Source organism: Actinomadura bangladeshensis (genome assembly GCF_004348335.1).
GTDB classification, from domain to species: Bacteria; Actinomycetota; Actinomycetes; order Streptosporangiales; family Streptosporangiaceae; genus Spirillospora; species Spirillospora bangladeshensis.
In genome coordinates this window covers 1-24348 of record NZ_SMJW01000042.1, presented here as the reverse complement: position 1 = coordinate 24348, position 24348 = coordinate 1, and the positions used below count along the sequence as shown (strand labels likewise).

Sequence of the window (24348 nt, the reverse complement as noted above, 5' to 3'; positions counted from 1 at the left end):
CGTTGCGGAGCCTGGCCGCCGCCGGGTGAGCGCGGGTCAGGGGGCCGGGACGCCTCCTCGCAGGTTCGCGGCGGCCTTCAGGGAGACCCCGCCGGGGTGGGAGGTGTCTTCTGCGATCACGGCCAGGGTGATGGTGTTGCTGCCGTGGGGGTGGAGGATGCCGTCGGGGAGGGTGAAGTCTTGCTGAATTTCACCGTTGACGTACTCCCCCATGTTCCAGCCGTTGATGAAGATGAGGGCTCGGTAGTGGCCTGTGCCCTTGTCGACGTGCAGGGTTACGGGGACGTCCTGGTCCTTGGGGATGGCCAGGTGAGTGTTGGCGCTGTACCAGCGGACACCTGGGTGGAGGGGGTCGGTCGGGGAGCCCAGTTGCCAGGACTTCGTGTGGGCGGACGGTAGGTGCCAGCCTTCTCGTTCGCCGTAGAGACCGCCCGTGCTGAGGGGGCCACGGAGCTGGTCTTCGGCTTCGGTTCCCTGGATCCGCCAGGTGACCGGGTTCGTGGTCACTTCGGCGTTGACCAGGCCGCGCGGCTGCTTCTGGCGGTAGTCGTCGGCCGTCCAGTCGTCGTTGTGGCCCATGTTCTCCACTAGGACGGAGAGGACGGCCTTCTGGTCTTTCTGGAGAAGGTCGGAGGGGATTTCGAAGGTGCCCGGACCCGGGTTCTCGTTGATCGGGGCGTCTGCGTCCTTCTGTTCGCCGCCGGCCGCCGAACCGAGGTAGCGGCCGTTCAGCCAGACCTGGTAGATGCCGTGCTTGCCGGTAATGGCGTTCAGGTTGACGGTCTTCTCCGCGCCCGTTGCGGTGAAGTGGCCGCGATACCAGACGTGGCCGTGGTGGAAGCCGTAGTCGTCGGCGTAGAGGACGGGTGGGTTCTTCGGCTTGATGGGGCTCACCGTGGTGGCGTGGTCGGCGACCTTCCAGGTCGAGTCGTCGAAGTCGGGTGATGTTTCAGGGGCGCCTTGCTTTGTGCGCCAGTGCTTGAGAGATGGGAGTTTGACCGGGCGCGGGCCCTTGGCGCGGGCGAGGAGTGTGCCGCTTGGTGTTGTTCGGGCGTGGAGGTTCTTGCCGTTCAGGGTCAGGCGATGAACTGAGGTGAAGACCTCGATGTCGCCTGGCTTGGCCAGGTCTGCTCGTATCGCTGCGGTGTCGTTCTTGGTTTGCACGGAGCGAACGAGGTCGGTTCCTCGGACGAGGGTGTCGCCGGAGCGCCAGAACTTGGCGGCTTCTGCGTCGGTGCCGATGAGGAGGAGTGCGGGCTTCCGGCCTCCGCCTGTTATCTGGATCCGGGCCAGGCCGTCGTGTTCGTAGTCGAGTTCGAGGTCGCCGTTGGAGTAGGTCGACTTCACCGAGCCGTCCAGGACCTTGACCTCAGGACGTGAGTTGTAGCGGAGGACGGTCGTTCCCGCTGTGCCTTCGGTGCCGTAGAGGACGGCTATGTCTCGCCCGTTGGCGGTCGTGTGGGTGAGGAGTTCGGAGGTCGTCGCGGCCAGGCGCTGGCCGCCCATGTCGTAGCCGGCCACGAGGATCTTCGCGTCCCGGCCTTTCAGGGTCATAGGCAGGTTGTAGGTGCCGTCAGGGGTGTTCCAGGTGAGGTTCGCCGACTGGTCGTCGTCGGTTCTGCGGTCGGCGTGCCGGACGAGGACGAACTGCGTGCGGGTGTCGGGGTTGGCTCGGGCCTCAGTGTGGACGGCGGCGTTGTCGGACGCGGGAGCCTCGGCCGGGTCGGTTCTGCTGAGAGGCGCGACCGTGGTGAAGAAGAGGCCCTGGCGTTTGAACTCGTCGTACTTGGCGGTGAGTTGCCGGTTCTCGGTGATGGGGGCGCCGTAGTCGTAGGACGTATAGACGTCGTTCGGCTGGGCGAGCCGTCCCCAGTTCGTGCCGCCGAAGGCCATGTAGTAGCCGAACATCGTGGCGCCCGATGTGATGAGGTTCGACTTGTAGTAGACCTTCATGTACTTCGGGCCGGTGAGTTCGCGGCACTTGTCGTAGCCGGCGCGGTTCGCGTCGATGGCGCCTGCCTGGTACTCGGCTGCGTAGGCGGGCGCATCGGGGCTGAGGCGTTCGGTGACGCCCTCGCCCCAGGTCCCCCAGACGTCGGGCTCGCGGCATTCGAATGCCTGCGGATAGTCGTCCACGCCGGGGATCTGGACGGCGCCTTGACCGGTCGCCCACGTGGGCGTCCAGGAGGCGTCGCAGCATTGGTTGTGGGAGATGGGGACGTCGATTCCGTGGGCGCGGGCCTGGCGCTGGACGTCCTCCATGTAGGCCGGGTCGGTGTTGGCCGCGTACTCGTTCTCGGCGTTGTAGACGATGACCGATCCGCCGTGCGTGACCTGATGCTTCGCGATGATCGGGTCGATGTGGGCGAGCCAGTCCCGGTAGGCGGCGGTGTAGTTCGGGTCGCTGGAGCGGGCACGTCCGGGGACGGTCTTCAGCCATGCGGGAAGGCCGCCGCCGGTCGTTTCGGCATTGATGTACGGGCCGGGACGCGCGACGACGTAGAGGCCGAGTTCGTCGGTCAGGCGCAGGAGCCGGTCGACGTCCCTGACGCCGGTGAAGTCGTATTTCCCGGGAGCCGGTGAATGGTAGGCCCAGTCGAAGTAGAGCGACACTCCGTTGAATCCGGCGGCCTTGATCTTCTCCAGGACGTCCCGCCAGAGGGCCGGGCTCGGGAGCCGGAAGTAGTGGAATTCACCCGCCCACAGCAGGACGCGTTGCCCGTCGACGGTGAGCGAGTAGCGGTCGTAGCCGACGTTGTGCGTTTCGGCTTGGGCGGGGTGCGTTTCGGCTTGGGCGGGACGGCCGGGAGCCGGGGCCATGAGGAGCGCGGCGGCGGTGAGGACGGCGGCGATGACGGCGGTGGGTTTGCTGTTGGCACGCATGGATGGCGTCCTTTGCAGCGGACCGGCCCGCCCCGGGCGAGGCCGGGGCGGGCCGACGATTCATCGGGTGAGGGAGAAGGTGCTCAGGCGGGTTTCGCCGTTGAAGACCAGATACACGTCGTGGTCATCGCGGACGTTCCGCAGTTCGGCGCTGATCTCCTTGTAGGTGTACTCGTCACCGGTCGACGGAACGTTCAGCGTTCCGGCGACCGGCCCGTCGGGACGGTCCAGGCGAACCTGGATCGTGGTCGCCGACGTGCCCGCCACACGCGCGGTGATCGTGCCCGTCGAACGGCCGAGGTCGGCGTCCGCGAACTTCAGCCAGGAGTTCGCCGCGCCGGCGACCGCGTCGCCCTTCACCTTCGTTTCGTCGACCAGCTGGATGCCGTTCTGGTCGTCGAAGTCGGCGGCACGGGTCACCGTGGACAGGTCCCGGTCGGGAATGCGCTCGCCGCGCACGTTGAGCGTCGTGTGCTGCCGGATGTCGGCGGACGAGGAGCCGATCAGCAGGTCCTGCTTCGACCTCTCGACCGTCCACTTGTTGCGGGTGACGTCCCAGATCGCGAGGTCCGAGGCGTCCAGACGGAGTTTCGCCGTCACCGTCTTTCCGGGGGCGACGTGGACCTTGTCGAAGGCGCGCAGCTTCTGCAAAGGCTGCTTGACCCGCGACGTCCGCTGGTGGGTGTAGAGCTGGACGACTTCGTCCCCGGCCTTCTTACCGGTGTTGGTGACGGGCACGGTGATGGTGACCGTTCCGTCGCGTCCCACGGAATGGCTGCTCAGCCGCGGCGTGCCGTACCGGAACGTGGTGTAGGAGAGGCCGTACCCGAACGGGTAGAGCGGCTTCCCCTTGAAGTACTGGTACGTCCGGTCCGACTTGATGATGTCGTAGTCGAGAATGTCCGGCAGTTGCGCCTCAGACCGGTACCAGGTCTGCGGCAGTTTCCCGGACGGGCTCTCGTCGCCGAACAGGATGGACGCCAGCGCATTGCCCGTCTCTGCGCCCGCGTGACTCGTCCACAGGATCGCCGGGACGTTCGCCTGCTCCCAGTTGAGCGTCGTCGGGTAGCTGTTCTCCACCACGACGACCGTGTTCGGATTCGCCTTCCGGACGGCCTTGATGAGTTCCGACTGCCCTTCCGCGAGCGCCATCGTCGTCCGGTCGTGGTCCTCGCGGCCGTTGATGAACGGCATGCTGCCGACCACGACCACGGCGGAGTCGGCACCCGTCACCGCCTTGACCGCGGCATCCACCCCGCTGCTGACGACGTCCTTGGCGAACCGGGAAGCGCCGTCCTTGGTGGTGAGGACGAGCGTCCCGTCGTCCTGCGCCTTCACATACGTCTTGGCCGGGTCGGCCCAGTCGTACGCCTTCTCGTAACCCGCGTACCGGAGCAGGAGATCGCCGTCGTCCTGCCTCTCCAGCTTGAACATCTGCTGGACGAACCATCCGTTCGGCTGGTCCTGGTCATTGGCGAACGTGTCGCCCCAGTTGTAGCGGCCGACGGTCTTGCCGTTCGCGGCGCTGCGCAGCGTGACGACGCCCTGGCCCCAGTCGAACACGTCGAACTGCGCGGTCGCGTCGGAGGCCGACGTCGGCCCCGTCTTGAGAACGGCACCCGATCCCGTCCCGCCCGCGATGTACTTGCCGGTCGAGACGTCCTTCAGCGCGATCCGGTCGACGCCCTCGCTCGACGCCACGGGACCGGCCGCCCGCTTCTTGATGCCGTCCAGCGGCGTGACCCGGTACGGCAGCGAGCCCGAGTACCAGTCGGTGTAGAGCGTGTCCGAGAGCGGCCCGACGACCGCGACCTTCCCGGACGACAGCGGCAGCGCGCCGCCCTTGTTCTTCAGCAGCACCATCTGCTCGGCCGCGGCCTCGCGGGCGAGCGCGCGGTGCGCCGGGCTGTCCACCGCGTCCTTGGTGATCTTCCCGTAGGGACCGCCGCCCGGATCGAACTCGCCGAGCCGCACCCGGATGCTGAGGATGTTCCCGACCGCGCGGTCGACGTCGGCCTCCGCCAGCAGGCCCCGCGACAGCGCTTCCTTGATCGCGTTGACGGTGATGGAGGAGTTCGTGTCGTCGGTCGTGAAGCTGTCCACGCCCGCCTTCACGATCGCCGCGTCACCGGAGGCCAGGTCGGGGTAGTACTTCTGCGAGTTGACGATGTTGTTGGGCGCCCCCGCGTCGGTGACGTTGAACAGCGTCCGGTCCGTCCAGGAGCGGACGAGGCCGCCGGCGTCCGGCGTGACCGTCGCGGGACGGCCGTTGACCAGGTTGTACGCCGTCATGATCCCGGTCGCCGCGTCCCGCGAGATCGGGATCTCGAACGGGACCTCGTCGTACTCCTTCGCCACCCGCGGCCGCAGGCTGGACGACGTCTGGTCGCGGCGGATCTCGTTGTTGTTGGCCATGTAGTGCTTGAGCACCGGCGCGGTCTTGAGGCGGTCCGGGTCGTCGCCCTGCATGCCGTGCCCGTAGGCGGTGGCGAGCAGGCCGGTGAGCAGCGGGTCCTCGGAGTAACCCTCCTCGTTGCGGCCCCAGCGCGGGTCGCGCAGCAGGTTGACGACGGGCGCCCACAGTTGCAGGCCCCACACGTCCGGGTTCTCGCTGTTGTAGCCGCGGGCCTCGTCGCCGACGGCGGAGCCGATCTCCTTGAGCAGCGCCGGGTCCCAGGTGGCGCCGAGCCCGACCGACTGCGGGAACACCGTGCCCTTGGCGGTCACGACGGCGCCGCTGTTGTGGATGTCGGTGGACCAGGCGACGCCGTGCAGCGCCTCCGTCCCCGTCTTGAACCGGCCGATCCCGAGGCGCGGGATCGGCGGCTGGTACTGGTGCAGGAGGGAGATCTTCTCGTCGAGCGTGAGGCGGCCGAGCAGGTCGTCCACGCGGGCGTCCACCGACAGCCCGGGGTCGCGGAACGGGTAGGTCTCCCGGGCGGCGGCCGGCGCCGCCCAGGTGAGGGGGGCCGCCAGCGCGGCGGCCAGGACGAGGGTCAGCGACCGGCTGCGCCGGCCGGGGGAACGGGGGGTTCGATGGGGTCTGTTCACCGATTCTCCTCTGGACTTGCCCCCGAGTGACGTGTCGAAGCGCTTCGATAACGGGCCGTGAAAAGGCCCCTGGCCTCCTTCTCGTCGATGTCAGTGAGCGGCGGCGGCGCCGTCCAGCTTGGCCATCAGCAGGTCGACGGCGCGCCCGCCCACCTCGTCGGCCGGGATCGCGACGGACGACAGCGGCGGCTCGGCGTGCTCGGCCATCTCGTCCGGGCACATCGCGACGACCGAGACGTCCTCGGGGACGCGCCGCCCGGCCGCGCGCAGCGCCCGCACCACCGGGCCGACGATCGGCTCGTTGTGGACGAGGACGCCGGTCAGCCCGGGGCGTTCGGCGAGCAGCCGCGCGACCAGTTCCCGCGCCGCGTCCGCCGTCGCCTCGCACGGGTGGACGTCCCCCTTCAGGCCGTGCGAGGCCACCGCCGCGGCGAACCCGTCCGCGACCCGCTGCGCGTAGCCGGTCTGCCGCGCGTACACCTCGGGCGGCGAGCCGATCAGCGCGATCTCGCGGTGCCCGAGTCCGGCGAGGTGCTCGACGCAGACGGCGCCGGCGGCGTGGAAGTCGAGGTCGATGCAGGTCAGGTCGTCGGCGTCGGCGGGGAACCCGATGAGCACGCTCGGCCGGTCCAGGGAGCGCAGCAGCGGCAGCCGCGGGTCCTTCATCTGCACGTCCATGACGATCAGGGCGTCCACGAGCGCGCTGTCGGCGACGCGGCGCAGGCCGTCCTCCCCCTCCTCCTGGGTGAGCAGCAGGACGTCGTGGTCGTGCCGGCGCGCGGCCGTCACCACCGACACCGCGAACTGCATGACGACGGGCACCGCGATGCCCGAGCGCAGCGGGATCATCAGCGCGAGCACGTTGGAGCGGCTGCTGGCGAGCGCCCGCGCGCCCGCGTGCGGGCGGTAGCCGAGTTCGCGGATGCTCTCCCGGACGCGCCGCCGCGTCTCCTCGGAGATCGAGCGCTTGCCGCTCAGCACGTAGGAGACCGTGCTCGGCGACACTCCCGCGTGCCGCGCCACATCAGTGATCTTGACCACGGACCGTCCCGTCGGCGTCGAAGCGTTTCAAAGCGGATTCGATGCTAGCCGCGGCGGGCGCCGCCGGGGCACGGGCCCGCGGCGGCCGGTCGAGCAGGATCACCGCGAGGGCGGCGGCCGCCACGGCCGCGCCCGCGAGCGGCGTGCCGCGCACCCCGGTCAGCGGCAGCAGCGCGCCGCCGAGCAGGGCGCCGCCCGCGATCCCGACGTTGAACGCGGACGACGTCCACGCCGAGGCGATGTCGGTGTCGCCCGGCGCCGACTCCATCACGCGGGCCTGGAAGGCCGTCGCGGCAGCCGGGATCCCGATGCCCAGCAGGATCAGCATGGCCACCGCGGGGACCGCCGCCGTGCCGAACGCGAACAGGCCGAGCATGGCGATCGCCAGCACCGCGGCGGACCCGGCGGCCAGCGCGCGCGGGCCGCGGTCCACCACGATCCCGGCGATGACCACTCCGGCGATGTCGGCGACGCCGTTCACCAGCAGCAGCGGGCTGATGGCGGCGCCGGAGAAGCCGCTCACCCGCGTCAGGAACTCGGTGATGTAGGTGAAGGCGGTGAAGAACCCGCCGATCAGCAGCATGATCGTGACGACCAGCAGCCGGAAGCGCCGGGCGTCCGGCGCGGACGCCGGGACGGGGTCGCGGCCGGTCGCCCTGCCGCCCGGCAGCAGGACGGCGATCGCGACCAGGGACACCAGGCACAGCACGCCGAGCGCGGCGAACGACGCGCGCCACCCGATGGCCCGGCCGAGCCACGTCCCGGCGGGGACGCCGAGGACGATCGCCATCGAGCCGCCCGCGAACACGTAGGCGCCCGCGCGGCCCCGCGCCTCCGGCGGCATCAGCCCGGCGGCGGCGACCACGGCGACCGGCCAGAACACCGCCTGCCCGAGCGCGGTCACCAGCCGCGTGCCGAACAGCGTGCCGTAGCCGGGCGCGGCCGCCGCCGCGAAGCTCATCACGATGAACAGGGCCATCACGCCGGTCAGCAGCGGGCGGCGGCCCATCCGGACCGTCATCTTGACGAGCGGGACGGAGACGACCGCGACCACGATCCCGTAGCCGGTGACGAGCAGCCCGACGGCGGAGGCGGAGACGTCCAGGTCGTCGGCGATGAGCGGGAGCAGCCCGATCGGGAGGTTCTCGGTCGTGCCGAAGCAGAACGCGGCCAGGGCGAGCGCCGCGACGGCCGCCCCCGCCCGCCCCGTCATCGGGCGCTCCCGCTCCATCGTCAGGCGCTCCCGCGGTGGGTGGCGATCGTGTCCCGGTACCAGTGGGCGCTGTCCTTCCAGGTCCGCGTCCCGGTCGGGTAGTCGACGTGGACGAGGCCGAAGCGCTTGGAGTAGCCGTAGGCCCATTCGAAGTTGTCCAGCAGCGACCACGCGAAGTAGCCGCGGACGTCGGCGCCGGCCGTGCTCGCCCGCTCCACGGCCGCGATGTGGTCGCGCAGGTAGTCGATGCGCCGGGCGTCGCGGACCCGTCCGTCCTGCGGCGCGTCGTCGAACGCGGCGCCGTTCTCGGTGACCATCAGCGGGGTGCCGGGGTACTCGCGGTGCAGGCGGAGCAGCAGCTCCTCCATGCCGTTCGCGTCGATCGGCCAGCCCATCGCCGTGTACGGGCCGGGCTGCTCGGCGAACTCGACGCGGTCGCAGCCGACGAACGGCGACGCCGCGCCCTGCCGGTGGCCGTCGGCGTGCTCGCGCGGGGACGTCCCGTCCCACACCCGGACGAGGGTCGGCGAGTAGTAGTTGACGCCCAGCACGTCCAGGGGCGCGGCGATGATGGCCTCATCGCCGTCGCGGACGAAGCCCCAGTCGGTGATGGACGCGGTGTCCTCCAGCAGGTCGGCGGGGTAGCCGTGGCCCAGCATCGGGTCCAGGAACACCCGGTTGGAGACGGCGTCCACCTGCCGGACGGCCTCCGCGTCACCGCGCAGGTGGTGCAGGTTCAGCGTCACCGAGTGCCGCGCGGACGGCGGCGTCACCCCGCGCAGCGCGCGCACCGCGAGGCCGTGCGCCAGGTTGAGGTGGTGGGCGGCGGCCAGCGCGCCGGCCGGGTCGGTGCGACCGGGGGCGTGCACACCGGACGCGTAGCCGAGGAACGCCGAGCACCACGGCTCGTTCAGCGTCGTCCAGGTGTGCACGCGGTCACCGAGGACGCGTCCGATCCGCTCGGCGTAGTCGCCGAACCGGCGGGCGGTGTCGCGCTCGGTCCAGCCGCCCGCGTCCTCCAGGTCCTGCGGGAGATCCCAGTGGTAGAGGGTCGCGACCGGCGCGATGCCGTGCTCCAGCAGTTCGTCGACCAGCCGGGAGTAGAAGTCGAGGCCCTTCTGGTTGGGCGTGCCGCCGGGCAGGACGCGCGACCAGGAGATCGAGAAGCGGTAGGCGCCGATGCCGAGGGCCGCCATCGTCGCGACGTCCTCCCGCCACCGGTGGTAGTGGTCGGTGGCGACGTCGCCGGTGTCGCCGTCGAGGACCTTGCCCGGCGTGTGGCTGAACGTGTCCCAGATGGACGGCGCCCGGCCGTCCTCCCGGGCGGCGCCCTCGATCTGGTAGGCGGCGGTGGCCGCGCCCCACAGGAACCCTTCCGGGAACCCCATCAGTTCTCCTCTTCCAGGGTGATGACCAGTTCGCGACCGGTCGCTTTGACGAGGACTCCGTGCGGATGGTCGGACGGCTCGCCGCCCTCGACGGCTGCCACGCGCGCGTTGACGAGGAGAACGTTCCAGGCTCCCTCACCCGTCACGCGCACGTTTTCACCGTTTCTCACCGTGGTGAAGGCGGTGTCGCCGATCCGGGTGACGACGGCGGTCCCGTCGGACGGCTCGTAGACGCGCAGCGTGACGCCGTCCGCGTGGTCGTAGTCGGGACGGTCCCCCACCGCCCCCTCGGGGATGACCGCACCCGGACGGACGAGCAGGGGAACGCTATCGAAGCCGTGCCGCTCCCGGACCCACCGGCCGCCCTGCACGCGCTCACCGGTGAGGTAGTGCGTCCACACACCCTCCGGCACGTAGTAGGAGACGTCGCCGTCGGACGAGAACACCGGCGCCACAAGCAGGTCGTCGCCGAGCATGTACTGGCGTTCCAGGTGCGTGCAGGCGGGGTCGCCGGGGAACTCCAGGACCATCGCCCGCATCATCGGCAGGCCCTCCCCGGACGCCTGCCGCGCCGCGCCGGCAAGGTAGGGCATGAGCCGCATCTTCAACCGGGTGAAGTCGCGCAGGACGTCCACCGACTCCTCGTCGAACAGCCACGGCACCCGGTAGGAGTGGCTGCCGTGCAGGCGGCTGTGCGAGGACAGCATCCCGAACGCGATCCAGCGCTTGAACAGCGCCGGATCGGGCGTCCCCTCGAAGCCGCCGATGTCGTGGCTCCAGTAGCCGAACCCCGACGCGCCCAGGGACAGGCCGCCGCGCAGGCTCTCCCCCATCGCCTCGAACGTCGATTCGCAGTCGCCGCCCCAGTGCACGGGGAACTGCTGCCCGCCGGCCGTCGCGGACCGGGCGAACACCACCGCCTCGCCCTCGCCGCGCTTCTTGCGGAGCAGGTCGAAGACGGTCTGGTTGTAAAGGAAGGTGTAGTAGTTGTGCGCCCTCTCCGGGTCCGAGCCGTCGTGGTAGACGACATCGGTCGGGATGCGCTCCCCGAAGTCGGTCTTGAAGCAGTCGACGCCCATGTCCATGAGCGCTTCGAGCTTGCCCGCGTACCATTCCCGCGCCTCGGGATTGGTGAAGTCGACCACCGCCAGGCCGGGCTGCCACTTGTCCCACTGCCACACGTCCCCGCCGGGGCGCATGAGCAGGTAGCCCCGCGAGCGGCCCTCCTCGAACAGCGGCGAGCGCTGGCCGATGTAGGGGTTGATCCACACGCAGATCCGCAGGCCCCGGTCCCGCAGCCGCCGCAGCATGCCCGGCGGGTCGGGGAAGACCCGCGGGTCCCATTCGAAATCGCACCACTGGAACTCGCGCATCCAGAAGCAGTCGAAGTGGAACACGCTGAGCGGCAGGTCCCGCTCCGCCATCCCGTCGATGAACGAGGAGACGGTCTCCTCGTCATAGGACGTGGTGAACGACGTCGACAGCCACAGCCCGAACGACCATTCCGGCAGCCGCGCGGGCCGCCCGGTCAGCGCGGTGTACTTGCGCAGGATCTCCTTCGGCGACGGCCCGTAGATGACGAAGTACCGCATCGACTGGCCCTCGACGCTGAACTGCGTCCGCGCGACCGCCTCCGACGCCACCTCGAACGAGACGCGCCCCGGATGGTCGACGAACACGCCGTATCCCGCGTTCGTCAGGTAGAATGGCACGTTCTTGTACGCCTGCTCGCTGGCCGTCCCGCCGTCGGCGTTCCACACGTCCACCGACTGGCCGTTCTTCACCAGCGGCCCGAACCGCTCCCCGAGCCCGTACACGAAATGGTCGACGCCCAGATCGAGCTGCTCCCTCACGTAATGGCGTCCGTCGTCGGTGTCGATGACGGCCTGCGCCTTGGGCGAGCTGCCGGTCAGCCGGCGTCCGTCCGCGAGGAAGTCGACGCTCCATTTCTCCCCGCGTCCGACCCGCACCGACAGCGCACCGGACGTCAGCGTCGCCGCTTCGTCATCGACCGACACCTCACCGCCCGGATCGGTGGCCAGCTCGAAATCGGGGCCGCGCCGCCTCTCCCCCGCGAAATGCGTGAGGGTGACGCCGATGACGTCCGGCATCGGCGACTCGCACGTCACCGTCACCACCGGCCCCTTGAGCAGGTCGCCCCGGTGCCGGATCCGCTCGACGGGCGCGTACACCGTGAACGAGTCCGCCCCGGCGTCCACGTCGAGGACCTCCACCGGATGAAACGCCCGCACACCCTCGCGCATCATCCAGTAGCCGTCACTGAACTTCATTACTTGATTGCCCCCGCTGTGAGTCCGCGCGACAGAGTGCGCTGGAAGATGAGGAAGAAGACGACGGTCGGGAGGAGGCCGAGCAGCGATGCCGCACTGGACATGGTGGCGTCCATGAGGCGCTGGCCCTGCAGCACGCCGAGCGCGACCGAGACCGTCTGGTTCTCGTTGGAGATCAGGAACGTCATGGGGATCAGGAACTCGTTCCAGGTCCACACGAAGAAGAAGACGAGCAGCACCGACAGCGTCGGCCGCACCACCGGGACGACGACGCGCCACAGGACCTGCCAGCGGCCGGCGCCGTCGATGCGGGCGGCCTCCAGCAGCGGGCGCGGGAACGCCGACAGCACCGACGACAGCAGGTAGGTGCCGAACGCGGCCTGGATCACCGTGAACACGATGACCACGCTGAGCCTCGTGTCGTACAGGCCGAACTGCTTGGAGATGTAGTACAGCGGGTAGACGAGCGCCTCCTGCGGCACCGTGTTCGCCATGAGGAGCAGGACCAGCACCCACGTCCGCCCCTTGATCCGGCCGATGCCGAGCGCGTAGGCGTTCAGCACCGACAGCAGGACGGCGAGGACGGCGACGGACCCGCTGATCAGCACGCTGTTGAACAGGACGTGCCCGAAGTCGGTGCGCTCCCAGAACGCCCGCATGGCGTCCAGGTTGAAGCCGTCGGGCGGCGCCAGCGGGCTCTTGGAGGTGTACTCCTCCGGCGTCTTCAGCGCGTTGAAGACCACCACCACGAACGGGATCAGCATCACGCCGGCGAACGCGGTCAGCGCCACCAGCACCGCGTAGGCGGACGGCCCCCGGCGGCGGCGGTGCGGTGCCTCCCGCCCCGCGCGCGGCGGCGCGCTCGACTTCTTGGACAGCGTCGCGGTCACCGCTCTTCTCCCAGCTCATTGCCCTGCATGCGCAGGAAGACGACGGTCAGCGCGATGATCAGCAGTGTCAGCACGGTCGCGATCGCCGAGCCGTAGCCCACGTCCGACTTCTCGAAAAAGTTGACCCACGAGTAGTAGGCCGGGACGTTCGTCGCGCCGCCCGGACCGCCCTTCGTCAGGACGAAGATGTGCGCGAACGCCTTCAGCGCGGCGATCGTCGTCCACAGCAGCACGACGAAGATCTCCGGGCGGATCTGCGGGATCGTGATGTGCCAGAACCGCCGCATCCAGGTGGCGCCGTCGATCTCCGCCGCCTCGTACAGCGACGGGTCGACCCGCTGCAGCCCGGACATGAAGATCACCAGCGGGAAGCCGATCTGGATCCAGACCATCACCCCGATGACGCTCCACAGCGCGGTCGCCGGGTCGCCGAGCCAGTCGTGCGCGAGCGAGCCGAGGCCGATCTTCCCCAGCAGGGCGTTCACCGCGCCGTCCTCGGGCGCCAGCAGCCAGCTCCACACCACGCCCGCGATGACGATCGGCAGCACCTGCGGAAGGTAGATGCAGGCGCGCAGGACGCTCGCCGTCCGCGGTCCGAAGTGCCGGCTGATCAGGTCGGTCAGCGCGGCGGCGAGCACCAGCCCGATCAGCGTCGGGACGACCGCCATGCCGAGGATGATCAGCGCGTTGTGCCCGAACGAGGCCCAGAACTGCTCGTCCCGGACCAGCTCCCGGTAGTTGCCGAGCCCGATCCACTTCGGCGTGCCGACGCCCGTCCACTCGGTGAAGCTCGTCCCGATGTTCATCAGGAACGGCACGCCGATGACGGCGGTGAAGAGGAGCAGGCCGGGGAGCAGGTAGGGCACGTAGCCCCACTGCTCCCGCGACCGGCCGCGGCCCTGCGCCGTCACTTGGGCAGACCGTCCTCGTACGCCTTCTGGACGCCGCCGAGGACCTTGTCCGGCGACTCGCCGTTCATGAGCTTCTGTATCTGGGACACCAGCACGTCGTAGAAGCCGGCGACGGGCCAGTCCGGGTAGTAGGCGAGGCCGCCGGACTGCGCGAGCCCGTCGAAGTCGTCGATGAGCTTCTTGGCCTTCGGCTCGGTGATCGCGGCCGGGTCCGCCGCGACCGGGACGCCGCCCGCGTCACCGAGGATGTTCTGCACCTTCTTCTTCATCGTGATGTCGATGAAGTCGTAGGCGAGCTGCTTGTTCTCCGAGCCCTTGGGGACGACCCACAGGTTGCCGCCGGAGCCGAGCGTCATCTTCGCGCCGGGCCACACGGCGGTCTCCCAGTCGAACTTCGCCTCGGAGGCGACCCGGCCGAACCACCAGCTGCCGGAGAACATCATCGGGAACTTGCCGCTCATGAACGCGACGCCCGCGTCCTCGGCCTTGAGGCTGACGGAGTTCTTGGCGATGTAGCCCTTCTTCACCCAGTCGGCGAAGGTCGTCGCCCCGTACGTCCAGGCGGGGTCGTGGAAGTCGACCTTGCCGGTGTAGCGCTGGTAGGCGTCCACCCAGTTCTGGTCGGCCTTGTCGAGGGCGAGCTGGTAGACGAACTGGTGCGCGATGTACTCGGCGCCCGCGTTGGTCAGCGGCGTGACGTCCTTCGCCACGAACTTGTCCATGGCGGCGACGAGCTCGTCGTAGGTCTTCGGGATCTCGACGTCGTACTTCTTGAACAGGTCCTTGTTGTAGTAGACCTGCAGGTACTCGGCGTAGTTCGGGACGCCGAACCACTTGTCGCCGCCCATCGTGCCCTTGGCGTCGTACTTCGCGGTGACCTGGACGTTCGGGCTGATCAGCTTGTCCCAGCCGCGCTTGGTGACCTCGGGCGTGAGGTCGGTCAGCAGCCCCTGCTTGGACAGCAGGCCGGCGGTCGCGTTGCCCTTGTTGTACTCCATGACGTCGGGGGCGTTCTTGGAGTTCAGGACCATCGGCGCGGTCTTCTGGATCTGCTCGAAGCCCTTCTCCTCGAACTTCACCTTCACGCCCGGGTGGGTGGCCTCGAACTCCTTGATGGCCTCGTTCCACGCCTTGCCCATGGCGCTGTCCGGGGCCTCGTAGTGCCAGAGCTTCAGCTCCTTGCCGCCGGAGCCGCCGTCGTCGCCGCCGCACGCGGTGAGCGACAGCGCCGCCGCGGCAAGGGCGGCGAGGACGGCCGCGCTCCTGCCTGCCTTGATCATGTTTCCTCCGGGGGTGGGACCGATGGCCGGACCTGTCGAACGGTCGATCTGTCGAAGCGCTTCGATTGCCCCGGACTCTAAGTCCTCGACCAGGCAGGACACAATAGGTCGGCCGGCATCAATTCGGCCATGGGCACGGTGACCTGCGAAAATGATACGGGAGCGCTCCCATTGACGGAGGTCAGCCCCCGCACGCGCCGCCGTTCAGGGTGAACGCTGCCGGCGCGCCGTTGGCGCCGTCCTGGCGGCCGAGGAACCCGAACTCGGCGGTGCCGTGCGGCGGTATCGACCGGTTCCAGTCCGCCGCCGTCACGGTGACGGACGGGCCGTCCTGCACCTGGCTGCCGTTCCACAGCTGCGTGATCGCCTGGCCGTCCGGGAACTCGAACCCCAGCTTCCAGCCGTCGATCGCGCCGTCGCCGAGGTTGGTGATGCGCACCGTCGCCTGGAAGCCCTGCGGCCACGTCCCGTCGACCGTGTAGGAGACCGAGCACGCGGTGGCGGCGGCCGTCGTCGTCCCGGACGGGCTCGCGGACGGCGGCGCGGCCCGCTCGTGGGACGAGTCGGGTGCCAGCGCGGCCAGCAGCACCGCCACCAGCACCACGGCGCCGACCGCGGCCCCGGCGATGATCAGCGGCCTCCGCGCCGACGCCGGGGCGGGTTGCGCGGACGGCGGCTCGGCCAGGACACGCGTCTTCTGCCGCTCGCCCTCCGGCGCCGCCCCCGCCGGCACGGCCGTGGCTCCGGCCGGGGGCAGCTGCTCCAGTTGGACGCCGGCGGCGTCCGCGAGGACGCGGGCCGCTTCGCGGGCGGTGGGCCGCGTCTCGGGGTCCTCGCGCAGGCAGTCCGCGGTGAGGGCGGCGACCTCGTCCGGGATGTCCGGGCCGGCGGTCAGGCACGCGCGGAGGACCACGCCGAGCGAGTACAGGTCGGCGGCCGGGGTCGGATGCGCGCCGGCCAGGAGTTCGGGGGCGACGTAGGCGGGCGTGCCGAGGACGGGCCCGCCGGCCGTGGCGGGGCCGGTGAAGGCGATGCCGAAGTCCAGGACCTTCACGCCGACCGAGGTGAGGAAGACGTTGGCGGGCTTGACGTCGCGGTGGACGATCCCGGCGGCGTGGGCGGCGGCCAGCGCGTCCGCGACACGGGCGCCGATCCCGGCCGCCTCGCGCCAGGGCAGCGGCCCGCGGGACAGCCGCGCCGCGAGGCTCTCCCCGTCCAGCAGCTCCATGACGACATAGGGAACCGAGCCCTGTCTCCTCTGGGGGGCCGACCCCTCAGATCCCCCGGGGCCCTCCGGGCCGATCTGGTGCTCGCCGTAGTCGTAGACGCCGGTGATGCTGGGATGGGTCAGGCCCGCGGCGGCCTGGGCCTCCTGGCGGAGGCGCCGGGTGAACTCCTCGGGCCATCCCTCCTTGGGCACCTTCACGGCGACGGCGCGGTCGAGCACGAGGTCGACCGCGCGCCAGACGGTCGCCATGCCGCCGGCGCCGAGGCGGCGGTCCAGGCGGTAGCGGTCCCCCAGGCGGTCGCCGGGGGCGACGATCTCGGGCATGGGACGAAGCCTATGCCGGAGTCAGGGCACGAGGTACCGGGTGTCGCGGGCGTCGGTGATCGCCATGTGGCCGGGCGCGTGCCCGATGGCGAGCTTCGGGCGGGACGCCATCACCGCCGCCTGCGGGGTCACGCCGCACGCCCAGAACACCGGGACCTCGTCCACCCGGATCTCGACCGGGTCGCCGAAGTCGGGCGCGTCCAGGTCGTCGACGCCCAGCTCGACGGGGTCGCCGATGTGCACGGGCGCGCCGTGGACGGACGGGTACCGGGCCGTGACCCGCACGGCGTCGGCCACCTGCGCGGCCGGGACCGGCCGCATCGAGACGACGAGCGGGCCGCCGAACGCGCCGGCGCGGCGGCACATCCGGTTCGTCCGGTACATCGGGACGTTCCGGTTCTGCTCGAGGTGCCGGACGGGGACGCCGGCCTCCCGGAGCGCGTCCTCGAAGGTGAAGCTGCACCCGATGAGGAACGAGACGAGGTCGCCGCGCCAGTAGTCGGTCGCGTCGGACACCTCGGCGACCGGTTCGCCGTGCTCATAGACGACGTATCCGGGCAGGTCGGTGCGCAGGTCGCCGCCGAACAGGGAGGCGGACGTCCCGCCGGGCTCGGTGACGTCCAGGACCGGGCACGGCTTGGGGTTGCGCTGGGCGAACAGGAGCAGGTCGTAGGCGTCCTCACGGGGCACGCTGATGAGGTTCGCCTGCGTCCAGCCCGCGCACCAGCCGGAGGTGGGGACGCGGAGGCCGGCCCGGAACAGCGAGCGGGCCTGGTCCGGGCTGAGCGCCCCGGGGTCGAGGGGTGCGGTCATCGTGGATCCCTTCCGAGAGTCGGGGCCGGGTGCGGCCGGAAACGGAGCCGCTGGCCGGGGCGGGCCTGGGCGGCGCGCCCGACGTCGGCGGACGCGACCACCGCGATGACGGGATACCCGCCGGTCAGCGGATGGTCGGCGAGGAACAGCACGGGCTTTCCGGACGGCGGCACCTGGAGCGCCCCGGTGACCGTCCCCTCGCTGGGCAGCTCGCCGGGCCGCGCGCGGGCCAGTCCGGGTCCGTCGAGCCGCATGCCGACGCGGTCGATGTCGCTGGTGACCGTGTAGGGGCGGGTGAAGAACGCGTCCAGCGCGCCCGGCACGAACCAGTCGGCGCGCGGCCCGGGGACCGCGCGCAGCTCGATGTCGCCGGCGGCCGGCGGGCGGACGGGCAGGACGTCCAGCAGCGGCGCCTCGCGCGGCGGCGGGCCGACCGGGAGCAGGTCGCCGGGCTTGAGCGGGGGCGGGCCGAGGCCGGCGAGCGTGTCGGTGGCGCGGGAGCCGAGGACGGGCGGGACGGCGATTCCGCCGCGCACCGCGAGGTAGCTCCGCAGGCCGGCGGGCGGTGCGCCCATCCGGAGTTCGGCGCCGTCCGGGAGGTGGAGGACCGAGTAGGGCGCCTCGGGTCGCCCGTCGACCAGCAGCGGGACGGGCGCGCCGGTGACGGCGGCGAAGACGCCGCCCCGGCAGCGGACGCGCAGCCCGCCGAGGGTGGCCTCGATCGCGGCCGCGCCGCCGGCATTGCCGACGGCGCGGTTGGCGAGGCGAAGGGAAACCGGGTCCGCGGCGCCCGACACCCCCACGCCGAGCGCCGCCAGACCCGGTCGGCCTAGATCCTGGACTGTCGCCAGCGGACCCGTATGGAGAACGTCCAGGCCCCGTTTCATGGTTCCCGCTCCACGAAACGAACTGAGATCCCGGGCCGGAGCAGGGCAGGCGGGTCGCGGTCGAGGTCCCATAGGACGGCCTCCGTGCGTCCTATGAGCTGCCAGCCGCCCGGCGACTCGACCGGGTAGACGCCGCTGTAGCGCCCGGCGAGGCCGACCGCGCCCGCCGGGACGCGGACGCGCGGGACGGCGCGGCGCGGGACGTCCAGCCGCGGGTCGCCGCCCTCCAGGTACCCGAATCCGGGCGCGAACCCGGTGAACGCGACCCGCCACGGGGCCCCGGTGTGCGCGGCGATCACCTCGGCCGGGGTCAGGCCGGTGAGCGCGGCGACCTCGCCGAGGTCCGCGCCGTCGTAGACGACGGGGACCTCGACGGCGCCGGCGCCTCCGCCCGCCGGGACCGGCCGGGCGGCGCGCACGGCGGCGGCCACCGCGACCGGGTCGGCGGACGGGTCGAGCAGCAGCGTCAGCGTGCGGGCCGCCGGGACGACGTCGGCGACGCCGGGCGGCGGCGACGCGGCCAGCGCCGCGTACAGGGCCCGCGGGTCGGGTGGTTCGACCAGCAGTGCCGCGTCGCCGCTCGGGAGGATCCGCACCCGTCAGCTCCAGAGGTCGTCGAGTTGGGACAGCGAGTTCCAGCCCAGGTAGAGCGACAGCAGCCAGGCGGCGGCGCCGAGGGCGAGCAGCCAGACCGGGTACCGGTAGCCGCCGAGCAGGTCGCGGCGGCGACCGGCGGCCCACAGCAGCACGGCCAGGCCGAACGGCAGGATCAGCCCGTTGAGCGCGCCCGCGAGGATGAGCAGCTTGGCCGGGGCGGTGCCGATCGCGAGGTAGATCGACGCGGAGACGAGGATGAACGCCACCACCAGCCGGTTGCGGTACCGCTCGACGAACGAGGAGAACGAGACGAGGAACGACACCGAGGTGTAGCTGGCCCCGATGACCGAGGTGATCGCGGCCGACCACATGATCAGGCCGAAGACGCGCAGCCCGGCCTGGCCCGCCGCGTGCTCGAACGCCGACGCGGGGGCGTTCTCCTTCGCCAGGGTCACGCCGCCGGCGACGACGCCGAGGACGGCGAGGAACAGCAGCACCCGCATCACGCCGGTGACGAGGATGCCGGTGACCGCGCTGCGGTTGATCTCCCGGACGTTCTCGCGCCCGGTCAGCCCGGACTCGATCATGCGGTGCGCGCCCGCGTAGGTGATGTAGCCGCCGACCGTCCCTCCGATCAGGGTGGTGATGACGAGGAAGTCGACGGTCTCGGGCGCGACGCTCTGCTTCAGCGCGTCCCCGAGCGGCGGGTCGGACACGAACGCGACGTACAGCGTCAGCAGGATCATCGCGGCGCCGAGGACGACGACGATGCGGTCCATCGCGACGCCCGCGCGCCGGCTCAGGAAGATCGCGATGGCGACGAGCGCGGAGATCCCGCCGCCGATCTTGACGTCCAGGCCGAGCAGCGCGTTCAGCCCGAGCGCGGTGCCGGCGATGTTGCCGATGTTGAAGACCAGTCCGCCGAAGACGTCGAGGGCGGCGAGCCCGTAGCCGGCGCCGGGCAGGACGCGGTTGCCGAGTTCCTGGGCGCGCATTCCGGACACGCCGACGACGCGCCACACGTTCAGCTGGATCGCGATGTCCACCAGCACGGACACCACGATCGCGAACGCGAACGCCGCGCCGAGCTCGGCGGTGAACACGGTGGTCTGGGTGATGAAGCCGGGGCCGATGGCGCTGGTGGCCATCAGGAACATGGCGCCGAGCAGCGCGCCGCGGCGGGAGTAGGCGGGTGGTGCCGGTGGGGCGTCCAGGGCGGTCCGGTCCGTCATGGGGGTGACCCTTCTCGGGTGTCGGCTTTCCGTCAGGGTAGAGATTGTTCAACAATCCAGCAATCCCCTTGTTGAGAGATTCTTCGGCCGATGGGATACGCTTGCCCCACGCACGCGGAGGGGCGGTCGATGACGGAGTCGTGGCTCGACGAGATCGCGGCGGCGCGGCACGGCCTGGACCGGTCGAGCACCGCAGCGCGAGTGGCCGACCTGCTCCGCGACCAGATCACCGACGGGCGGCTCGTGCCCGGCGCGCGGCTCCCCGAAGAGGACCTGTGCCGCGCCGTGAAGGTGTCCCGCAACACGATGCGGGAGGCGTTCCGGCTGCTCGTCCAGGAACGGCTGCTCGTCCACGAGTTCAACCGGGGCGTCTTCGTGCGCCGCGTGACCGCCGACGGCCTGGCCGACCTGTACCGGGTGCGGCGGATCCTGGAGTGCGAGGGCGTGCGGTGCGCGCCCGGCGCCCCGCCCGAGGCCCTCGCCCGGCTGGAGGCCGCGGTCCGGGACGGCGAGCGCGCCGCAGCGGCCGAGCGGTGGCCGGACGTGGGCACCGCCGACATCCGCTTCCACCAGGCCCTCGCCGCGCTGGTGGGCAGCCCGCGGGTGGACGAGATGACCCGGCACCTGCTCGCCGAGATGCGGCTCGTCTTCCACGAGATGGGCTCGCCGCGCGAGTTCCACGAGCCGTACCTCGCCCGCAACCGGCGGCTCTGCGACCTGATCGCGCGGGGCGGCTTCGCGGAGGCCGAGCGGGAGCTGCGCTCCTACCTGGACGACGCCGAGGCCCAGCTCATGAAGGCCTACCGCGAGCAGGAGTGACCCGGCGCCGCCCGGTCACCGGAGTTCGATCACTGGGGCGCGTAGTTCATGACGTGGTCGTGCAGGAACTGCGGCGCCTCCGGGTCGCCGCGGCGGAACGCCTCGATCAGCTCCGCGTGCTCGGCCGACTTGGAGTAGATCTCCGTGTGGTGGAGGCGCAGCGACAGCGTCGTCCACAGCTCGATGCCGAGCCCCTCCCACACCGAGACGAGCAGCCGGTTCCCGGCCGTCTCGACGATCTCGCGGTGGAAGGCGATGCTGAGCCGCATCTGCGCCTGCAGGTCGCCCTCGCGCGCGGCCTCCGCGAGCTGGTCGTTGTGCGCTTCCAGTGCGTCCACGCAGCCGGCGAGGCGGGGCAGCGCCAGCTCCACGGCCGTCCGCTCCAGCCCGGCCCGGACGGGGAAGATCTCGGCGAGGTCACGCTCGGTGAAGTCGCGGACGCGGGCGCCGCGGTTCGGCAGCGACTCGATCAGCCGCTGCGCCTCCAGCTGACGGAGCGCCTCGCGGACGGGGCCCTGGCTGACCCCGAGCTCGGCGGCGATCCGCCGTTCGACGACGCGCTCGCCCGGCTCCCACCGGCCCGAGCTGATGCCCTCCACGATGAACTCCCGGATCTGGTCGGCGAGTCCGGTGCGCAGCAGTTGGGCGGGCGTGTTCACGAAACTCGATCGTAGCGCCACGATGGGTAAGTACCTCGTGATGGGGTAGGCGAATCCTGACTCCGTGGAATATGATCGATCATAGATCAATGATGATCGGGAGTGTCGTGGCGATCCTACGACGCTGCCCCGGACACAGGAAGGTCGCCGAATGGCTGAGACCGCCAAGGCCGCTCCGGCGCGAGGCCGGAGAACGCGCGGCAAGGGCTCGGAGTCCAAGGGCTCGGAGTCCACGACCGCCGCGGCGCCGCCGAAGGTCCCGGCGGAGGACGCCGAGACGCTCGTCGGCTACTACCGGCAGATGCTCCTGATCAGGCGGTTCGAGGAGCGCGCGGCCCGCGCCTACACCGAGGCCAAGATCGGCGGTTACTGCCACCTGAACCTCGGCGAGGAGGCCACGGTCGTCGGGCTGATGGCCGCGCTGCGCCCCGACGACTACCTCTTCACCAACTACCGCGAGCACGGCTACGCGATCGCCAAGGGCATCGGCGCCGACCGCGTGATGGCCGAGCTGTACGGGCGTTCCACGGGCGTGTCCAAGGGCTGGGGCGGGTCGATGCACCTGTTCGACTCCGAGGCCCGGCTGCTCGGCGGGTACGGCATCGTCGGCGGCCAGCTGCCGCTCGCGACCGGCGCCGCGCTCGCCGTCTCCTACAAGGGCGGCGACGAGGTCGTCATGTGCCAGATGGGCGACGGGACGGCCGCGATCGGCGCGTTCCACGAGTCGCTGAACATCGCCGCCCTGTGGGACCTCCCGATCGTGTTCGTTGTGATCAACAACGGCCTGGGTATGGGCACGACCGTGGAGAAGTCGTCCGCGGAGCCCGAGCTGTACAAGCGCGGCGCCGCCTACCGGATGGAGAGCGCCCGCGTGGACGGCGCCGACGTCGTCGCGGTGCGGGACGCCGCGCGCACCGCCGTCGAGCGCGCCCGTGCCGAGAGCAAGCCCTACCTGCTGGAGACCCTCAGCCCGCGGCTCAAGGGGCACTCGGTCGTCGACCCGGCCCGCTACCGGACCCGGGAGGAGAAGGACGCGCTGAAGGCCGCCGATCCCCTCGCGAAGATGGCGCTGGACCTGGAGGAGGCCGGGATCCTGTCCCACGAGGACCGCGACCGGCTCGACGCCGAGGTCACCGCCGAGGTGGACGAGGCCGCGAAGTTCGCCGACGAGAGCCCGGAGCCCGACATCTCCACGCTGTTCGACTACACCTACGCAACGCCGGTGCCGGGCGATCTCCACCGGTTCCCCGCCGACCCCGTATTCCGTTCCTGAGAGGCACCCCCATGGCAACCGTGACCTACCGCCAGGCCCTCCGGGACACGCTCCGCGCCGAGATGCTGCGGGACGAGAACGTCCTGCTCATGGGCGAGGAGATCGGGCTCTTCGAGGGCTCCTACAAGATCACCGAGGGGCTGCTCAAGGAGTTCGGGCCGAAGCGGGTCCGCGACACCCCGATCGCCGAGGAGGGCTTCGTCGGCGCCGCGATCGGCGCGGCGATGCTCGGCCTCCGCCCGGTCGTGGAGATCATGACGATCAACTTCTCGCTGCTCGCGCTGGACCAGATCGTCAACCACGCCGCCAAGATCTACGGGATGTTCGGCGGGCAGTCCAGCGTCCCGATGGTGATCCGCACCCCGGGCGGCGGCGGGCAGCAGCTCGGCGCCACGCACTCGCAGAACGTCGAGCTGTTCTACTCCTTCATCCCCGGGCTGAAGGTCGTCGCGCCGTCCACCCCGGCGGAGGCGTCGGCGATGCTGAAGGCCGCGATCCGCGACGACGACCCGGTGCTGTTCCTGGAGAACCTCGCGCTCTACAACACCAAGGCCGAGATCCCCGACGCGATCGAGGACATCGAGCCCGCCGAGATCGGCCGGGCCGGCGTCACCCGCGAGGGCACCGACATCACGCTCATCGGCTACTCGCGGATGGCGCGGGTCGCCGGCGAGGTCGCCGAGAAGCTCGCCGCCGAGGGCGTGTCCGCCGAGGTCGTCGACCTGCGCAGCCTGCGCCCGCTGGACCGGGCGACCATCGTGGAGTCGGTCCGCAAGACCGGCTGCGCGGTCGTCGCCGAGGACGACTGGCTCACCTACGGCATCGGCGCCGAGATCGCCGCGACGATCCAGGAGGGCGCGTTCGACTGGCTGGACGCCCCGGTCCGCCGGGTCGCGATGGCCGAGGTGCCGCTCCCCTACGCCAAGTCCCTGGAGTCGGCGGCGCTGCCGTCCGCAGAGTCCCTGCTCACCGCCGTCCGCGACACGCTCCGCGCCACCGGCCGTCCCGTCCTGGAGCCCACCTCATGACCGAGATCCTCATGCCCCGCCTCTCCGACACCATGGAGGAGGGCGTCATCAGCTCCTGGCAGAAGAAGCCCGGGGACGAGGTCGCGGTCGGCGACGTCATCGTCGACATCGAGACCGACAAGGCGGTCATGGAGTACGAGGCCTACGAGGCCGGCGTGCTCGAGGAGATCCTCGTCCCGGAGGGCGAGTCCGCCGCGATCGGCGCGCCGATCGCCCGGATCGCGCCGGCGGGGGGCGCCGAGCAGACCGCGCCCGCGGAACCGGCCGAGAAGGCGGAGCCCGAGCCGCAGCCGGAGCCCTCACCCAAGGCCGAGGAAGAGCCCAAGGCCGCGGCGGAACCGGCGCCGGCGGCGCCCGCGCGGGCGCCGGAGCGCTCCGCGGCCTCCCGCCCGCCGTCGTCGCCGCTGGCGCGCCGGCTGGCCCGCGACCACGGCATCGACCTGTCGACGCTGAGCGGCTCGGGCCCGGGCGGGCGGATCGTGCGCGCCGACATCGAGGCCGCGATCCGCGGCGGCGCCCCGGCCGAGGCCCCGTCCGCCC

General features: G+C 71.1%; 19 protein-coding genes. 4 read left to right on the top strand and 15 right to left on the bottom strand.

What is annotated here, in order from left to right:
• Window positions 1–36: 36 nt before the first annotated feature.
• From E1284_RS11090 to E1284_RS11025, 14 genes are all read right to left on the bottom strand, one after another.
• On the bottom strand, window positions 37–2883 hold the full coding sequence (locus E1284_RS11090) for a beta-galactosidase (RefSeq protein WP_207923687.1): 2847 nt from the start codon (window positions 2881–2883) through the stop codon (window positions 37–39).
• A gap of 60 nt (window positions 2884–2943) precedes the next feature.
• On the bottom strand, window positions 2944–5934 hold the full coding sequence (locus E1284_RS11085) for a glycoside hydrolase family 3 protein (RefSeq protein WP_207923686.1): 2991 nt from the start codon (window positions 5932–5934) through the stop codon (window positions 2944–2946).
• A gap of 90 nt (window positions 5935–6024) precedes the next feature.
• Window positions 6025–6975 (bottom strand): LacI family DNA-binding transcriptional regulator, encoded by a 951-nt coding sequence (locus E1284_RS11080; RefSeq protein ID WP_131938945.1) that lies wholly within the window; start codon window positions 6973–6975, stop codon window positions 6025–6027.
• Window positions 6959–8188 carry an MFS transporter gene (locus E1284_RS11075; protein WP_207923685.1) on the bottom strand — a complete coding sequence of 410 codons (1230 nt, stop codon included), beginning with the start codon at window positions 8186–8188 and terminating at the stop codon, window positions 6959–6961. Before E1284_RS11075 ends, E1284_RS11080 begins: the two co-directional genes overlap by 17 nt.
• A gap of 20 nt (window positions 8189–8208) precedes the next feature.
• The gene (locus E1284_RS11070; RefSeq protein WP_131938943.1) at window positions 8209–9576 is read right to left on the bottom strand and encodes a GH1 family beta-glucosidase; all 1368 of its coding nucleotides are present in this window, start codon (window positions 9574–9576) and stop codon (window positions 8209–8211) included.
• Window positions 9576–11867 carry an alpha-xylosidase gene (gene yicI, locus E1284_RS11065; protein WP_131938942.1) on the bottom strand — a complete coding sequence of 764 codons (2292 nt, stop codon included), beginning with the start codon at window positions 11865–11867 and terminating at the stop codon, window positions 9576–9578. Before yicI ends, E1284_RS11070 begins: the two co-directional genes overlap by 1 nt.
• A complete protein-coding gene (locus tag E1284_RS11060; RefSeq protein WP_243714399.1) occupies window positions 11867–12757 on the bottom strand; it encodes a carbohydrate ABC transporter permease in 891 nt (296 codons plus the stop codon). Before E1284_RS11060 ends, yicI begins: the two co-directional genes overlap by 1 nt.
• The gene (locus tag E1284_RS11055; protein ID WP_243714398.1) at window positions 12754–13668 is read right to left on the bottom strand and encodes a carbohydrate ABC transporter permease; all 915 of its coding nucleotides are present in this window, start codon (window positions 13666–13668) and stop codon (window positions 12754–12756) included. Before E1284_RS11055 ends, E1284_RS11060 begins: the two co-directional genes overlap by 4 nt.
• A complete protein-coding gene (locus tag E1284_RS11050; RefSeq protein ID WP_131938941.1) occupies window positions 13665–14948 on the bottom strand; it encodes an ABC transporter substrate-binding protein in 1284 nt (427 codons plus the stop codon). The genes E1284_RS11055 and E1284_RS11050 overlap by 4 nt, the downstream gene beginning before the upstream one ends.
• A gap of 181 nt (window positions 14949–15129) precedes the next feature.
• A complete protein-coding gene (locus E1284_RS11045) occupies window positions 15130–16500 on the bottom strand; it encodes a protein kinase domain-containing protein (RefSeq protein WP_131938940.1) in 1371 nt (456 codons plus the stop codon).
• Window positions 16501–16521: 21 nt separating this feature from the next.
• Entirely contained in the window at window positions 16522–17313 is a 792-nt protein-coding gene (locus E1284_RS11040; protein WP_131938939.1) for a putative hydro-lyase, read from the bottom strand.
• Window positions 17310–18200, bottom strand: coding sequence for a 5-oxoprolinase subunit C family protein (locus tag E1284_RS11035; protein ID WP_131938938.1), 891 nt, complete (start codon window positions 18198–18200; stop codon window positions 17310–17312). Before E1284_RS11035 ends, E1284_RS11040 begins: the two co-directional genes overlap by 4 nt.
• A complete protein-coding gene (locus E1284_RS11030) occupies window positions 18197–18796 on the bottom strand; it encodes a 5-oxoprolinase subunit B family protein (RefSeq protein ID WP_131938937.1) in 600 nt (199 codons plus the stop codon). Before E1284_RS11030 ends, E1284_RS11035 begins: the two co-directional genes overlap by 4 nt.
• 3 nt (window positions 18797–18799) lie before the next feature.
• On the bottom strand, window positions 18800–20029 hold the full coding sequence (locus tag E1284_RS11025; RefSeq protein ID WP_131938936.1) for an NRAMP family divalent metal transporter: 1230 nt from the start codon (window positions 20027–20029) through the stop codon (window positions 18800–18802).
• A gap of 129 nt (window positions 20030–20158) precedes the next feature.
• On the opposite strand from E1284_RS11025, the gene E1284_RS11020 reads away from it, so the two are divergent.
• Window positions 20159–20848 (top strand): GntR family transcriptional regulator, encoded by a 690-nt coding sequence (locus E1284_RS11020; RefSeq protein ID WP_131938935.1) that lies wholly within the window; start codon window positions 20159–20161, stop codon window positions 20846–20848.
• A gap of 29 nt (window positions 20849–20877) precedes the next feature.
• Here the strand turns inward: E1284_RS11020 and E1284_RS11015 are convergent, their stop codons facing one another.
• Complete coding sequence (locus E1284_RS11015) at window positions 20878–21507, bottom strand: GntR family transcriptional regulator (protein WP_243714397.1); 630 nt, start codon at window positions 21505–21507, stop codon at window positions 20878–20880.
• A 151-nt stretch (window positions 21508–21658) separates the two neighbouring features.
• On the opposite strand from E1284_RS11015, the gene pdhA reads away from it, so the two are divergent.
• From pdhA to E1284_RS11000, 3 genes are all read left to right on the top strand, one after another.
• Window positions 21659–22780, top strand: a complete 1122-nt coding sequence (pdhA, locus tag E1284_RS11010) for a pyruvate dehydrogenase (acetyl-transferring) E1 component subunit alpha (protein ID WP_131938933.1) — start codon at window positions 21659–21661, stop codon at window positions 22778–22780.
• Between the two features lie 11 nt (window positions 22781–22791).
• Window positions 22792–23808, top strand: a complete 1017-nt coding sequence (locus tag E1284_RS11005) for an alpha-ketoacid dehydrogenase subunit beta (RefSeq protein ID WP_131938932.1) — start codon at window positions 22792–22794, stop codon at window positions 23806–23808.
• On the top strand, window positions 23805–24348 hold a 544-nt coding region (locus E1284_RS11000), incomplete at its 3' end, for a biotin/lipoyl-containing protein (RefSeq protein WP_207923684.1). The genes E1284_RS11005 and E1284_RS11000, both read left to right, overlap by 4 nt.

Coding starts and splice junctions, on each gene's coding strand:
- E1284_RS11090 (WP_207923687.1), bottom strand. CDS start 2,883: ATGCGTGCCAACAGCAAACCCACCGCCGTCATCGCCGCCGTCCTCACC.
- E1284_RS11075 (WP_207923685.1), bottom strand. CDS start 8,188: ATGACGGGGCGGGCGGGGGCGGCCGTCGCGGCGCTCGCCCTGGCCGCG.
- E1284_RS11070 (WP_131938943.1), bottom strand. CDS start 9,576: ATGGGGTTCCCGGAAGGGTTCCTGTGGGGCGCGGCCACCGCCGCCTAC.
- yicI (WP_131938942.1), bottom strand. CDS start 11,867: ATGAAGTTCAGTGACGGCTACTGGATGATGCGCGAGGGTGTGCGGGCG.
- E1284_RS11050 (WP_131938941.1), bottom strand. CDS start 14,948: ATGATCAAGGCAGGCAGGAGCGCGGCCGTCCTCGCCGCCCTTGCCGCG.
- E1284_RS11045 (WP_131938940.1), bottom strand. CDS start 16,500: ATGCCCGAGATCGTCGCCCCCGGCGACCGCCTGGGGGACCGCTACCGC.
- E1284_RS11040 (WP_131938939.1), bottom strand. CDS start 17,313: ATGACCGCACCCCTCGACCCCGGGGCGCTCAGCCCGGACCAGGCCCGC.
- E1284_RS11035 (WP_131938938.1), bottom strand. CDS start 18,200: ATGAAACGGGGCCTGGACGTTCTCCATACGGGTCCGCTGGCGACAGTC.
- E1284_RS11025 (WP_131938936.1), bottom strand. CDS start 20,029: ATGACGGACCGGACCGCCCTGGACGCCCCACCGGCACCACCCGCCTAC.
- E1284_RS11020 (WP_131938935.1), top strand. CDS start 20,159: ATGACGGAGTCGTGGCTCGACGAGATCGCGGCGGCGCGGCACGGCCTG.
- pdhA (WP_131938933.1), top strand. CDS start 21,659: ATGGCTGAGACCGCCAAGGCCGCTCCGGCGCGAGGCCGGAGAACGCGC.
- E1284_RS11005 (WP_131938932.1), top strand. CDS start 22,792: ATGGCAACCGTGACCTACCGCCAGGCCCTCCGGGACACGCTCCGCGCC.